Source organism: Bacillus halotolerans, from assembly GCF_004006435.1.
GTDB classification, from domain to species: domain Bacteria; phylum Bacillota; class Bacilli; order Bacillales; family Bacillaceae; genus Bacillus; species Bacillus halotolerans.
Genome location: NZ_CP029364.1, coordinates 3689608 through 3702062, shown reverse-complemented (window position 1 = coordinate 3702062; position 12455 = coordinate 3689608). Strand labels below are relative to the sequence as shown.

At 40.9% G+C, this 12455-nt stretch carries 18 protein-coding genes, 1 tRNA gene and 1 pseudogene; 5 read left to right on the top strand and 15 right to left on the bottom strand.

The genetic code is table 11. The features are described 5' to 3' along the window. Window positions 1-242: 242 nt before the first annotated feature. A complete protein-coding gene (locus DIC78_RS19100) occupies window positions 243-566 on the top strand; it encodes a YqzG/YhdC family protein (protein ID WP_024122040.1) in 324 nt (107 codons plus the stop codon). A 42-nt stretch (window positions 567-608) separates the two neighbouring features. On the opposite strand, the gene DIC78_RS19095 is transcribed toward DIC78_RS19100, so the two are convergent. The 10 genes from DIC78_RS19095 to DIC78_RS19050 form a co-directional block, all read right to left on the bottom strand. Continuing rightward, window positions 609-788, bottom strand: a complete 180-nt coding sequence (locus DIC78_RS19095; RefSeq protein WP_003236949.1) for a YqzE family protein — start codon at window positions 786-788, stop codon at window positions 609-611. 71 nt (window positions 789-859) lie between these two features. Continuing rightward, a complete protein-coding gene (gene comGG, locus DIC78_RS19090) occupies window positions 860-1234 on the bottom strand; it encodes a competence type IV pilus minor pilin ComGG (RefSeq protein ID WP_106020094.1) in 375 nt (124 codons plus the stop codon). Next, window positions 1235-1618: a competence type IV pilus minor pilin ComGF gene (gene comGF, locus DIC78_RS19085; RefSeq protein WP_038954226.1), complete on the bottom strand. Its 384-nt coding sequence runs from the start codon at window positions 1616-1618 to the stop codon at window positions 1235-1237. A 25-nt stretch (window positions 1619-1643) separates the two neighbouring features. Next, window positions 1644-1991 carry a competence type IV pilus minor pilin ComGE gene (comGE, locus tag DIC78_RS19080; protein ID WP_127696770.1) on the bottom strand — a complete coding sequence of 116 codons (348 nt, stop codon included), beginning with the start codon at window positions 1989-1991 and terminating at the stop codon, window positions 1644-1646. Beyond that, a complete protein-coding gene (gene comGD, locus DIC78_RS19075; protein ID WP_044154579.1) occupies window positions 1975-2406 on the bottom strand; it encodes a competence type IV pilus minor pilin ComGD in 432 nt (143 codons plus the stop codon). Before comGD ends, comGE begins: the two co-directional genes overlap by 17 nt. Beyond that, a complete protein-coding gene (gene comGC / locus DIC78_RS19070; RefSeq protein WP_010334925.1) occupies window positions 2396-2692 on the bottom strand; it encodes a competence type IV pilus major pilin ComGC in 297 nt (98 codons plus the stop codon). The genes comGD and comGC overlap by 11 nt, the downstream gene beginning before the upstream one ends. Before the next feature lie 13 nt (window positions 2693-2705). Continuing rightward, a complete protein-coding gene (comGB, locus tag DIC78_RS19065) occupies window positions 2706-3743 on the bottom strand; it encodes a competence type IV pilus assembly protein ComGB (protein WP_127696769.1) in 1038 nt (345 codons plus the stop codon). Then, a complete protein-coding gene (comGA, locus tag DIC78_RS19060; protein ID WP_127696768.1) occupies window positions 3730-4800 on the bottom strand; it encodes a competence protein ComGA in 1071 nt (356 codons plus the stop codon). Before comGA ends, comGB begins: the two co-directional genes overlap by 14 nt. Window positions 4801-5120: 320 nt before the next feature. Then, window positions 5121-5531 carry a CBS domain-containing protein gene (locus DIC78_RS19055; protein WP_106020097.1) on the bottom strand — a complete coding sequence of 137 codons (411 nt, stop codon included), beginning with the start codon at window positions 5529-5531 and terminating at the stop codon, window positions 5121-5123. Between the two features lie 62 nt (window positions 5532-5593). Continuing rightward, entirely contained in the window at window positions 5594-6547 is a 954-nt protein-coding gene (locus tag DIC78_RS19050; protein ID WP_095713277.1) for a magnesium transporter CorA, read from the bottom strand. A gap of 143 nt (window positions 6548-6690) precedes the next feature. Between DIC78_RS19050 and DIC78_RS19045 the strand changes: the two are divergent. Beyond that, a pseudogene (locus DIC78_RS19045) lies at window positions 6691-8020 on the top strand (hemolysin family protein). A 79-nt stretch (window positions 8021-8099) separates the two neighbouring features. On the opposite strand, the gene DIC78_RS19040 reads toward DIC78_RS19045, so the two are convergent. Beyond that, window positions 8100-8939 (bottom strand): STAS domain-containing protein, encoded by an 840-nt coding sequence (locus DIC78_RS19040; RefSeq protein WP_127696766.1) that lies wholly within the window; start codon window positions 8937-8939, stop codon window positions 8100-8102. Window positions 8940-9035: 96 nt separating this feature from the next. On the opposite strand from DIC78_RS19040, the gene DIC78_RS19035 reads away from it, so the two are divergent. After that, window positions 9036-9106 (top strand) — tRNA-Gln (locus DIC78_RS19035). A gap of 65 nt (window positions 9107-9171) precedes the next feature. Here DIC78_RS19035 and mgsR read toward each other — a convergent pair. Further along, window positions 9172-9552 carry a transcriptional regulator MgsR gene (gene mgsR / locus DIC78_RS19030; RefSeq protein WP_026014741.1) on the bottom strand — a complete coding sequence of 127 codons (381 nt, stop codon included), beginning with the start codon at window positions 9550-9552 and terminating at the stop codon, window positions 9172-9174. Between the two features lie 233 nt (window positions 9553-9785). Between mgsR and DIC78_RS19025 the strand changes: the two genes are divergently transcribed. After that, window positions 9786-10031: a DUF2626 domain-containing protein gene (locus DIC78_RS19025; RefSeq protein ID WP_003226300.1), complete on the top strand. Its 246-nt coding sequence runs from the start codon at window positions 9786-9788 to the stop codon at window positions 10029-10031. 39 nt (window positions 10032-10070) lie between these two features. Here the strand turns inward: DIC78_RS19025 and DIC78_RS19020 are convergent, their stop codons facing one another. Continuing rightward, the gene (locus DIC78_RS19020) at window positions 10071-10706 is read right to left on the bottom strand and encodes an MBL fold metallo-hydrolase (RefSeq protein ID WP_024122052.1); all 636 of its coding nucleotides are present in this window, start codon (window positions 10704-10706) and stop codon (window positions 10071-10073) included. A gap of 156 nt (window positions 10707-10862) precedes the next feature. On the opposite strand from DIC78_RS19020, the gene DIC78_RS19015 reads away from it, so the two are divergent. Continuing rightward, window positions 10863-11036 (top strand): DUF2759 domain-containing protein, encoded by a 174-nt coding sequence (locus tag DIC78_RS19015; RefSeq protein WP_010334935.1) that lies wholly within the window; start codon window positions 10863-10865, stop codon window positions 11034-11036. Between the two features lie 32 nt (window positions 11037-11068). On the opposite strand, the gene DIC78_RS19010 is transcribed toward DIC78_RS19015, so the two are convergent. Then, window positions 11069-11383 carry an MTH1187 family thiamine-binding protein gene (locus DIC78_RS19010; RefSeq protein ID WP_010334936.1) on the bottom strand — a complete coding sequence of 105 codons (315 nt, stop codon included), beginning with the start codon at window positions 11381-11383 and terminating at the stop codon, window positions 11069-11071. A 3-nt stretch (window positions 11384-11386) separates the two neighbouring features. Beyond that, window positions 11387-12445, bottom strand: a complete 1059-nt coding sequence (locus DIC78_RS19005; protein WP_106020098.1) for a YqgU-like beta propeller domain-containing protein — start codon at window positions 12443-12445, stop codon at window positions 11387-11389. Between the last annotated feature and the right edge of the window lie 10 nt (window positions 12446-12455).

Here is a 12455-nt window from a genome sequence, read left to right as displayed (position 1 = left end):
GACAATCGTTCTTTTTTAAGAACCACACAAACTGAGTATAATTAACGATCGAAGGATTTAAAAACACCAAAATCCGCCATTTTGTTCGTTTAAAAGAATGTTTTCATCATATTGCATAGTCTTACTCAATATTGCTCACCTTTTTAAGCTTTTAGAATTTTTTAGGATTGTTATGTGAGAAATTAAACGCATATCCGGTTAACATTTGGCAATAATAAACAACAAAGAAAGGGTGACGGCTTATGATCAAACAATGTGTGATTTGTCTGTCTCTTCTCGGTTTCGGCACCAGTGCCGCTCAAGCAGAAGAAGGGCCGCTTGTAACCGCCCGCCACATGTCAAAATGGGAAGAGCTTGCTGTAAAAGAAGCAAAAAAAAGGTACCCTCTCGCACAGGTACTGGTTAAACAAAAAGTTTGGGACCGCAAAAGAAAAGACGAAGCTGTGAAGCAATATCATTTAACCCTGAGAGAAGGCTCAAAGGAATTCGGCGTGTTTGTCACAATTTCTTTCGATCCTCATAGTCAAAAGGTGAATAAAATTGCAATTTTAGAAGAATATCAATAAGGTCCTCCATGTGAAGGACCTTGTTCGTCATATTGGTACAATTTATTTTTTTCTTTTCAGCCATAGCCTAAAACCATAAGGTAAAATACCGAACCAATGCTGAGAAGCAGGCGTTTTTGTTTCTTTTCGAACCTCTTTTCGTTCTTTTCGCTCATCTTTCGGAGTGTCTATATATTTCACAAATTGCTGAGTCATATATTTGACATAATCATTCGTTTTCACGTGATCACCTCATCATTCAGTTATTATGAAGTGTTGGCTCACACGACTTTTTTTATACACATACCGCTGGTTTATTCTGTCCAGCTCAGCAGTTTTTTCTGATTTTGATCGAACAGCAGCTGAGCGCTTTTTTCTGTTCCCGACTCTGTGATGGCTTTAAGAGTGATTTCTTGCTGTTCTTTTATGGTTGTTTTGCGAATGTCATAAGATACATGTCCATATTGAAACTGCTGTGAACCCTTTCGGCCTGGTCTGTGCTCAAGTATATGCCTGATGGATAGAAGCGCGCCATTTTGCAGCAGATTTTCTCCTGTGTAATACTCTTTTGTTTCCTGCTCAAACATATGGCGTGAAACAAATTGAGGGGCGGTGAAATTCACAATCAGCATCACAAGGGCAAATGTAAAAAGAACGGCCGGATAGATAAACCCTTTTGAGTAGTACATTCACCCACCCCCTAACGACGTATATACCGGAAAAGCGGTTTGATACTCTTTATCATTCTCATTCTTGACTTTCAGCCAAAGCATCCCGTTTTTAACCCCGGCTTTCATTGTTTTAATATGATCAAGAATCGGAACATGCCCTTTTCCGTCTACTCTTTTTCTGATCATTGAATGGTAGATTTCAAAACGGACCTCTTGCCCTGACAGATTTCTGCAGATTAAGACGCTGCCATGCTCATCTGTCTGCACTGTCTGCGACTGCTTGCACTCATTCATGATCTGCTCTACCGAAATGACCCATTCCCGCTGCATGAAGCCCTCATTCTCCTGTTGACGTGACAAAAATAGATGAAAGAATATCGCTAACGATCCTGATATGAGCAAATAAGCAGAGAGCGAAAATAATACATTAAGAAGCGTATAGCCAGTCTGTCCGCAAAATGCTGAGGCAAAATGGCTTGTCTTTATAGGCGTCTGATGTGATGCATACGTTTTGATACTCTCCCTCCTCCTCCCATGTCATCGAGTATTTGCTATTGTTCATCGAAACAGTTTGTGACGAATTTCCTGCTCCTGTCAGCATATATTTGCCTATGCTTTCATTAACAAGCTGATAACCAATTTCTCTCGACTCCGCTATATGTTCATCAGCTATCAGCTTGTTCCACAACGGCACGATCGTCAGAAGCATAAAGAGCCATATGCTGAGGGCAGCCATTGTTTCAATTGTAGAAAAGCCTTTATTTTCTCTCCACATTCACTCTTCCGCTCCCTAAATAAACTGTTATGTCATAGGCGGCACGCCCTTTTATACGGATTTTCCCGCCTATATTCGGGTGCCCTTTCTCGTTAAATTCCAAGCGGTCTTTTAATGTCAGTGACTCTGCAAAAAGACCATGATGATACGTACGGTCTATAACAGTGTCACCTATGATTAATTGATATTTTTTCTCTTGAAAAAGAATTTTTGTTCTTTGATGATTGGAAATTGCGGTCTGCTGCGCAAGTAAAATATCGTTTTTCAGCTGGGATACTGTCTGCCGTAATGCTGTATTTTCATAAACAGGAGGAAGCGTGGTAAACACCGCAATCAGCATAATAGAGGCGAGGCTTAAAACAAGCAGGCTTTCTAAAAGGGTGAATCCAGCTTCCCCTTTTAATTTAATGTTCAACCTTAACCTCCCCGCCGGTAATGATAATTTGCTTTCCATTTGGACAAACAGCATCTTTTTTCACATAACCTTCTGCCTGTAAATCGCCGAGGCTTGGTGTCTTCCCGTCATGATCGAGTTCATATGCTGTTACCTGCGCCTTTATCATGTTTTGCAGGCCTTCACAGCCCTTTTTCTGAATGGTTTGATTATGTTTTGTTACATTCGGTATGGTGATCAATAGCAAAATAGAAATAATAAAGAGCACGATCAGCATTTCCACAAGTGTAAACCCTTTCTCATTCATCCGCCTCTTCCTTTCACATTTGATTCATCATCTGATACATAGGCAGGAGCATCGATAGATAAACAATTAAAATCATTCCTGCGACAAATCCGTAAATAATGGGCTGAAGAATGCCTGTCCATTTTTGTGACTTGTCCTCAAGCCGCTGCAATATAAACTGGCTGTATGTGAAGAGTTCCCGATCCAAGCGGCCGCTTAGCTGGCCATGAGATAACACTTTTGAAAAATCATTTTCGTAAAAAGGCCGTTTGCATAAAGCAGCTTCAATGGTTTCACCGGCTTTTAACCGTTCAATCATTTGTTCAGCTTCATGGCGGTAAAAAGGGAGAAACGTTTGCTTCCTAAATGCTTTCAAACTTTCATAAATAGAAAGACCTGATGCAAGCAGACTGCTCAGCTGTAAAGAAAAAAAGTAGCTGTTAAACAGCCTGACCAGCTTTCCAAACAAAGGAATGCTTACGCAAATGAGCATTTGATGGTCAGGGGATTTTTTCTTGAACACAAACCAATAATAAAGACCTATTCCTGCAGCCAAAATGGCCATTAATATGAACACAGCATCAAGGTGCTGAAAAAATGCAAAAATGATGTCTGTTGTGCGTGACGTTTCTACATTCATCGATTGATAAATACCGGAAAACTGAGGGATGATGATGTATTGCAGCATATAAAGCATGACACCAACGGTAAAGATGAGGAAAAAAGGATATCGCAACACCCTTTTTATCTGTTCTGCCTGACCTGCTTTTCGTTCCAGCAGCTCTCCGCTCTGAATCATGGAAGCCGGCAATTCCCCATGTGTTTCAGCAAAATAACAAATACCGACGGCTTCCTTATGAAATGACAAGCTCTTTAATACATGGTAAAACGATTCCCCTTCTCTCAACCGGCTTATTGCGTTAGCCAAGTCCGCCAGCTGCCTTTTATTCATTTGCAGCTGCATCAGGCGCAATCCGTCTAAAAGACTGTATCCGCCCGCTGTCATTTCACCCAGCCTTTTCAGTAAATAGGCTTGATCCTTTAACGGCCAAACTTTTCTAATCTGTTTCATGATAAACCCACCGGTCATAGTTGTTTGTCGTTAAATAGCCGAGCGCAATCCCTTTTCTTATAATTTGACGCAGCGTTTGATATTGGTAATTTGCATTGTCCCCTTTCGCTTCCTGGATACACCGCTGAAGGTTTTTCCCGTAAAGCAGCTCGTATACGCTTGCTCTCCTGACATTTCGTGACAGGCGGCAATACACTGATGAACATCCGTCTTCACAAAACGGGCAAGCCAAATCAACTAAACGCTGAGCCGCTATCGCAATAACCGTTTGCTCGATTTCATTCATATTAATGCCAAATTCAAGCAGCCTGTAAATCGCGCCCTTCGCATCTCTCGTATGAAGGCTCGTCAGCACTAAATGACCAGTCATCGCTGCCCGCACCGCAATTTGGGCTGTTTCAGCGTCTCTAATCTCACCTAAGATGATCATATCGGGGTCATGGCGCAAAATAGCCTTCAGCCCTGTGGAATATGTGACACCGGCTTTTTCATTCACCTGCACTTGAAGAACATCTTCATCCCTCGTTTCCACTGGATCTTCAAGTGTGACAATGTTTCGATTAAAATGTTTTTTTGCATATTGGATCAGAGAATATAATGTTGTTGTTTTCCCAGAGCCTGTTGGTCCGGTAAAAATCAGCATGCCGTGGGAGTGTTTTAAAAATGATAGCAAGGTGGCTCCTGTCTTTGGGAATAAAGACAGTTTGTCAATCGAAGGGATATTATACTGAGGCATCACTCTGATGACGAGGCTTTCTTCGTTAATTGTCGGGAGCGTTGACATCCTTAAGTGAACGTCACCCTCTTTTAATTTTAGAGTAAGAGATCCATTTTGCGGCTTTCTTCTTTCCCCTATGTCCATAGCTGAGAGAAACTTAAAATGAGAAATGAGTCTTACACACTCTTCTTTTTTCATGTTTCGCTTTTTCAGCAATGCATGGTCAACCCGAAAATGAATGATTGCGTCCCGTTCCCTCGGCACAATGTGAATGTCAGAGGCCTTCGTCCTATATGCCTCTTCAATTAAAGTTTTGCTTATTTTTTCTATCGAATCCAATTTGATTCCCTCTCCTTTCAAAGCGTATTGTAGAAAAAGAAGACATGGTAATCAAACAAAGAAAATGTGATTTTCTGATGTATTTACAACCTAAAAAACATTTCGCCCCTACCAAAAATAGAAATTCAGCTATATGTATCACATCATTTTCAATTTTAATAAGGATTTGAAAAGAGATTGATGGACAGATGTACGCAGTCCGGCTCTGGCACCCAAAGAGGGATTTATAAATCGGAGTTTGATGCTTTCTAAAATTGGCGAATCAGTTTATTGTATACAAAATAAAAAGGAAGAGGCAGTTACCTCTTCCAAACTGTTTGTTATGCTGATTTAGAAATTTCACTTAATGCTTTTCCGGCTTTCTGGTCTGTGTCTTTCTTAACGGAAAGGTCGCCTAGCGCAACAATACCCGTTAAACGTTCATTTTCAAGAATCGGTAAACGGCGGATTTGATGCTCTGCCATGAGCTGACTCGCTTCATCAGCAGACATATCAGGATGACCGGAAATGATTTCGGTGCTCATGATATCACTTGCTTTCGCTTCTATTTGATCTTCAGCTAAGCTTCTGGTGACAATGTCCCGATCAGAAACGATGCCTTGAAGTCTGCCGCTTTCACAAATTGGAATAGAACCGACATTGGAGTCTTTCATCTTTTTGGCTAGTTCAGTGACTGATGCGGTTGGCTCACAGCATTCTACATTCGCAGTCATGATATCTCTTACTTTCATTTCAATTCCTCCTTTACCGTGTTCTATTTATTCTTTATCCGCTGCACAAAAAATGAAACATTCTACAGGATCCGCCGTTTTCGAGATTTCTTTTTATCCTTCCGTTCCTGCAGCATATCTCCCGTCCAGCCTTTCTTCTTCAAATATAGGTAGATTAAGACTGTAGAAGTGATAATCAATAAGAGAGAAAAGACATAACCGTATTTCCAATTCAGCTCAGGCATCACGGAAAAGTTCATCCCCCAGAGGGCACCGAGTGCTGTAACCGGCGTAAAAAGCGTCGTGAAAATGGTCAGCGCTTTGAATATTTCATTTCCCCTGTGAGAGGTAATGACTTCCTCTGAATGCAACAGACTATTAAGCTCCCCTTCAAATTCGCTGATGTATGTGAACCCCCTGTCAATTTTGAGTTGTATCCGCTGATAAACCTTTTTACTATCATTTTGGAGCAAAAAGGTTTCTTTCAATGCCATTTCAATTTTTTTAGCGCTTAGGATTAAGTTTTTCCAGACCATCAGCTCATGGTGCAGGAGATGAACACGGTTTAAAATGCTTTTGCTATTGTCGTCTTTGATTTGCCATCTGAGCTTTCTCAGCTTTACTTCAAATTCATCTACACCGATTAAATACGCATTCATTAACTCGCCGAGAAGGATCAAAAATCCCTCCATGGTACTATCCGCTCTCTCCATTTGCTGGACAACTTGTTTTCCCTTAATCCCCTCCAAAATCGCAAAATCAAAGTTAATTGTGAAAAAATATTGCCTAGTAATATAGAAATGAAAAACGGTATGGTCTTTTTCCTCGCCAAGCCCCTGATCATATACGATCGAGCCAAATACCGCTTCATTCTCAGCTTCTGTTGTATCCACGCGCAAAAAGTTAATATGATGATTATTTTCGAACCACTTTTCACATTGCGGCCAATGAGAAAAATGGATCAGATCTCTTGCCTTATCTCTTTCCTGAGGCCCCATTTGGTACCAAAACCAATCCCCACCTGTATGTACCTTCATGTTACGATCCTCCAGACTTTTATTCTTTTGTTCTTTAATTGCCCAAGGAGAAGCATTCCTAAACCATTTAGGCACTTCATCACATGTTTTGTGAGCTTTTGCCGGTGGTATGGAATGTAGAAAGACATCGGAAAGGGAGGTGCATGCCTTCCTTGGAGAAGGCAGTTTATTTTGGAATTTATCAATTTATTAGCAGTCGCGTTTTTAATTTTGTTAACGGGATTTTTTGTCGCCGTAGAATTTTCGATCGTAAAAGTCAGGCGATCCAGAATTGATCAGCTTGTCGCAAAAGGCAAAAAAGGCGCTAAAGCGGCAAAACATGTGGTCACACATCTTGACGAATATTTATCAGCCTGCCAGCTGGGCATCACGGTCGCAGCTTTAGGACTCGGCTGGCTGGGTGAACCGACTGTACAGACTCTGCTTCGTCCGCTCTTTCATAAGGCAGGTTTAAACGAGTCGCTTACCCATCTTCTTTCCCTTATTATCGCCTTTTTAGTGGTCACGTATTTAAATGTCGTCATCGGGGAACTGGCACCGAAGAGCTTCGCGATTCAAAAAGCAGAAAGCATTACGCTGATGCTCGCGAAACCATTAATCTGGTTTTATAAAATCATGTTTCCGTTCATTTGGCTCCTTAACCAGTCTGCCAGAATGATCACAGGACTTTTTGGGCTGAAGCCGGCATCAGAGCATGAACTGGCTTATACGGAGGAAGAGCTTAGAGTACTGTTAACCGAAAGCTATAAAAGCGGAGAAATCAGAAAAAGCGAATTAAAATATATGAATAATATCTTTACATTTGATAAACGAATGGCAAAGGAAATTATGGTCCCGCGAAACGAAATGGTCAGTTTGTCTATTGAGGATGACTCGATTCCAAGCATGCGGGAAACGGTTAAGCAGACCAAATATACCCGTTACCCTGTTGTAAAGGAAGATAAAGATAAAGTCATCGGCGTGATCAATATGAAAGAAGTGCTGTTTTCATTGCTGACGAAAGATTTTTCTTTTCAGAAGCACAAAATTGAACCCTTCATACAGCCCGTCATTCATGTCATTGAGACCATTCCGATTTACAAATTACTCATCAAAATGCAAAAGGAACGCACTCATATGGCGATTCTTATTGATGAGTATGGCGGAACTTCAGGATTGATCACCGTCGAGGATATTATTGAAGAAATTGTAGGAGAAATACGCGATGAATTTGATGCAGATGAAGTGCCTCATGTTCGTGAGCTGGGAAAAGATCATTATTTATTAAATGCGAAGTTATTAATCAGTGACGTGAATAACCTGCTTGGAACTGATTTATCAGATGCTGAAGTCGATACGCTCGGAGGCTGGTTTCTCACACAAAACATAGACGCCGAGCCTGAAAGTGTCATTGAATATGACGGCTACTCATTCAAGGTAAAAGACATCGACAGTCACCATATTTTGTTTATCGAAGTAAAAAAAGCTGAATAGCCCTAGCACAGGCTGTTCAGCTGTTGCTTCTCTTCATTGTTGAACGTACTTCAAAAAAATACATCCCTTAAGGGACATCTTAAGATTCTTCTATCTTAAATCCTTTGTTGGCTAAAGCTTTAGCAAGACTTTGCTCTGTTTTCACATTCGAAAAATCTAATCCGAGCTTCACAACAGTCTGGGCGATTTCAGGCCTGATTCCTGAAATAATCGTCTCAATGCCCAGCAGTTTGGTGCTGTCAATCACTTTAAAGATTTGATAGGCAACCATCGTATCGACGATGGGAACACCGGATATATCTAAAAATAAATATGAAAGCTTTAACGCCGAGCATTGGGCCAAAACGGATTCCAAAATGGTTCTCGCTCTGTACGTGTCAATTTCACCAACAAGGGGAAGAATCCCAATCTCTTTAGAAATCGGCATAATCGGTGCGCTCAATTCATTGATCATTTCTTTTTGCGCATTTAATTGGATCACCGTGACCTGATGATATTCTTCTGTAAATACCTCGATAATCTCATCAATCGTTTGATTCAAAATCTTGCTCCACTCAAATATCTCCTGAATGCCGATTTCTTGGGAAGAAGCGGCATCGCTGAAGTCTTGAATCCATTGCCACATGATGTGCCTGAAAGCGTTAAACTGACTGACACTTTCCGTCACGGTCACTTCATGAACAGCACGGTCTCTGGCACATTGAAGTGACCATTGGTTAAGCTGATCCTTCACCTCTTCTTTTCTAATGGATTTTGCTACAATGGCTACCAATGATTCATGCTGCTCTTTTAATTTTCGTTCTAATTTTTGCTGATCTTTTGCAGAATACAGCAAACTTCCTTTTAACGTGCATGTTTCCAGCCATTGGAGTGTAATGTCTTCTTTGTGCTCTGTTAAATACTGTTCTAGAGCTTTCATTTCAATCGGTTACCTCCTGTGAAGTTTATCTTTCAAAAAGTGTATGATTGATATGTATAACTTGTCTCACGTTACACATACTATTTTTATATTCAATGGGCTATAGCCAAGCGGTAAGGCAATGGACTTTGACTCCGTGATCGTTGGTTCGAATCCAGCTAGCCCAGTTTCTGAACCGTGAAAAACCGAAGATAAGCTGATTCAAGCAAATCAGCGGATCTTCGGTTTTTCATCATGCAGATTGATGAACCGTTTTCTTCTTCGATAACTTTAACAGTTCTCCCGGATTGTATCCGATAACAAGCTTCCTATTGTCCACGAGAATCGGACGGCGCAAAAGCTTCGGTTTCTCAATTAAAAGTTCCAGCACTTCGTTTACAGTCATATCTTCAATGTTTAAATTTAAATTTTTGAAGGTTTGGCTTCTTGTTGCTAAAATTTCGTCAATTCCTTCTGTCGTTAAAGATAAAATATACTTTAATTCATCCATCGTTGGAGTTTCTCTGAATAAGTGCCGTTCGTTAAATTCAATCTGGTGCGCTTTGAGCCAATGTTTTGTTTTTCGGCATGACGTGCAGCTTGGGTATGAGTAAAAAGTTAATTGTTCCATTATGTTTTTTCCTCCTCCAGTTAACCATCTCTTTGTAGAATAACTACCCGTAACAATTTTTCTTTAAACCATTTATTGAACTTTTTTTCGGGTTATTTCTAAAAAACCGCACATATAATAGAAAACGCAATCAAAGGGTTAAATACCATTTTTCATATTAATAATGAAAATGTTTACATTTTTGTCCGTGATCTATTATAATAACAGTCAGAGGGACTCTCGGGAGGGGATAAAAAATGAATCGCATGTTCCGGGTGTTAGGATTTTGGACGGGAATATTTGCAGTCATGTTTTATTTAGGTGATATGAAAGATGCTTCCCTTTTATTTTTTGGGCAGACGATCTTATTTGTGTTTCTATCGTATTTGAATTTAACAGAACGGATGTACATTTATATCTTTGGCGCTTATTTAACCATCTTCTTTGCCGGCTTCACATACTATTCCATTTTTATTATGGTACCAGGCGGCGGAGGACATTAAAGCCAAAAAGAGACAAACCTCATCGGTTTGTCTCTTTTTCTATAATGAAAAACCATTTAAAAACGGATTTTGATCCTGCTCAGTCTGCACGTCAGTTTCAGGGCCATGTCCGCTTAACACCAATGTGTGCTCCGGCAGCGTAAGCAATTTTTCATGGATAGACGTCAGCAGCGTTTCTTGGTCGCCTCCATGTAAATCTGTACGGCCTATCCCGCCTTGAAACAGGACATCACCGGAAATCACCAGGTCGGCATCCTTCACGTAATATGAAACGCTTCCCGGGGAATGTCCCGGTGTAAATAGCGTCTCCAGATGGAAAGGCCCAATATTCAGCTCACCGTCCCCTTCAATCAAATGATCTGCCGGCTTAGCTGTCACTTCTATCCCTCTCAGCATTCCTGAGCCGTTTAATGAGGCATCTGTAAGCCAATTCTTTTCATTTTGATGCAGATAGACAGGAATATCCCATCTGTCTCTCACGTCATCCAGCGCCCCAATATGGTCAAAATGGGCGTGTGTCAGTAAAATGGCTAAAGGCGTTAATCCTTTTTCTTTTATGTATTGGTTGATTTTATCTCCTTCGCCGCCCGGATCAAAAATCAGGCATTGATCATCACTGATTAAAAAATATGCATTCGCTTGAATCGGTCCTACAGGCATTCTTCTCCATTTCACTTTTCTCACCTCTTTCCTTTTTATGCTCCTATTATGAGGGTTTTTGAAAAAAGATTCAAACAATCGCTATGAAAACGCTATCGACAAACACACTGAAAACGGGTAGAATAAAAATGGAAAGAATTGCAGGTTTTTCAATGTAAAGGGGGCTGCGTAATGTTACTTGTCGTGATTTTCGGCCTTGTCGCTCTTTTCGCTTTATGGGGAGTCTTGCGTTCTGTGAAAAACAAAAATATACTTGGATTTTTATTAGCCGGAGCCACCTTGTGTGTGTTTGGCTGGTTTACAGTGATGACGGTGATAAACAGCGGTTATCCTACTGCACATTAAAACCTGTATCCAATGGGATACAGGTTTATTTTTTATTGCTGTAAATGTTTATTCACGCTTTCTATTTTACTTTCAAGCGTCGTTTTTTTGTCCCGTCTGTCATCGATGCGAATGTTGGTCGCCACTCTGTGAAGCCCTTTTTGGAACGGCGCTTCGTGAATCGCCTGAATCACAGTAAAAAGGTCGCTGAGTTCGCCTTCAATCAGTGTGTTCATTGGTGTCAGCTGATATTTGATTTTCCCTTCTGCCTTGTAGCCCTCTAAAATTTTCTGCACATCCGCCACGTAGGCGCTCACACTAGGTGTTTCTGTTCCGATTGGGATAATGGTTACATCTGCGATAGCCATTAATTATTCCATCTCCTTTTTATCAATGATGATTGGCTTCATTTCATGTGATATTAATGAAATTATGCGCTCAAAATGAAAACCGTACAACGCATATTTTCCATTCGGGGATACTTGGATCGGCTCCATTTCAGGCAAGGTAAGAATATCCTGCGCCTTTCCCGATTTCATATCGATCGCTGACAGCTTATATGCGTCCCCGCTTTCTTTAAACGTGTAAAACAGACCGCCAGCCTCATCAAAATCATACTCCATCGGAGCCAGACTTGTATATTTGGTTTGGAGCGGCCATTCTGCTGTAACTGCTTCACCATTCAATTGCGGTGATGTAAATTTATACAAGCCGTTCTCTCCGGAATCTGCTTTGACGGTAAAGTTCATATTATGAAAAGAATCAAAGTAAAGGACATCCTCCTCCAGCTTTTTCTCCTTTTCAGAAGTAATATCATACGTATACAAAGGGCCTTCTTTATCGTTTCTTCCCTCTTTTAGATAGTCAAATGTGTCTTTTGAGGTCCAATGGACAAACGGTACCTGTATTCGACTTAAAGCAGACTTGTCTTTTTTGGCATCCACGTGATATGTATTGAAGTCCCAGTTTTCAGTGAATACCGTGACCATCATTTGATACGGATCATACTGATTCCATGCTGCCTCCAGCTCGTACGTTTCGTATTCTTTCTGGTACAGCTTCTCCCCTTTTTGATTCAGCAAAACTACTGCTGTCTGTTGGCTATGCGTGATCTGCAGCAGAATCATCTGTTTCTTGGGATTGATTTGAACATCAACGATTTGACCATCCGTCTGATAGAGCTTTTTCGTTTTGCCATTAAAGATTTGATATGCAAGAAGCTCTGTTTTTGTCGGATCTGAGGCTGTATACAGAATGGTGTTGTTATTGAGCCAGCCTTCCGCTCCGTCCGCTTTTCCTGCTGGCAGCGGAACAATCTCTTTTTCCTCACTTTTTGCCATCGCTGCCTGTTTTTGCTGCTGATGAGATGGTTCGCATGCCGATAAACAAACTAGCAATGCTGACAGCAGAATCAAACAAACTGATCTCATCAGCCTCCCC

Bases quoted from the DNA above. Each gene is read 5' to 3' on its own strand.
- comGB (WP_127696769.1), bottom strand. From the start codon at position 3,743: ATGAAACAGATTAGAAAAGTTTGGCCGTTAAAGGATCAAGCCTATTTA.
- DIC78_RS19005 (WP_106020098.1), bottom strand. From the start codon at position 12,445: ATGAGATCAGTTTGTTTGATTCTGCTGTCAGCATTGCTAGTTTGTTTA.
- DIC78_RS19015 (WP_010334935.1), top strand. From the start codon at position 10,863: ATGTTACTTGTCGTGATTTTCGGCCTTGTCGCTCTTTTCGCTTTATGG.
- DIC78_RS19040 (WP_127696766.1), bottom strand. From the start codon at position 8,939: ATGAAAGCTCTAGAACAGTATTTAACAGAGCACAAAGAAGACATTACA.
- comGC (WP_010334925.1), bottom strand. From the start codon at position 2,692: ATGAATGAGAAAGGGTTTACACTTGTGGAAATGCTGATCGTGCTCTTT.
- DIC78_RS19010 (WP_010334936.1), bottom strand. From the start codon at position 11,383: ATGGCTATCGCAGATGTAACCATTATCCCAATCGGAACAGAAACACCT.
- comGG (WP_106020094.1), bottom strand. From the start codon at position 1,234: ATGTACTACTCAAAAGGGTTTATCTATCCGGCCGTTCTTTTTACATTT.
- DIC78_RS19025 (WP_003226300.1), top strand. From the start codon at position 9,786: ATGAATCGCATGTTCCGGGTGTTAGGATTTTGGACGGGAATATTTGCA.
- DIC78_RS19100 (WP_024122040.1), top strand. From the start codon at position 243: ATGATCAAACAATGTGTGATTTGTCTGTCTCTTCTCGGTTTCGGCACC.
- DIC78_RS19055 (WP_106020097.1), bottom strand. From the start codon at position 5,531: ATGAAAGTAAGAGATATCATGACTGCGAATGTAGAATGCTGTGAGCCA.
- comGE (WP_127696770.1), bottom strand. From the start codon at position 1,991: ATGTGGAGAGAAAATAAAGGCTTTTCTACAATTGAAACAATGGCTGCC.
- DIC78_RS19050 (WP_095713277.1), bottom strand. From the start codon at position 6,547: ATGAAGGTACATACAGGTGGGGATTGGTTTTGGTACCAAATGGGGCCT.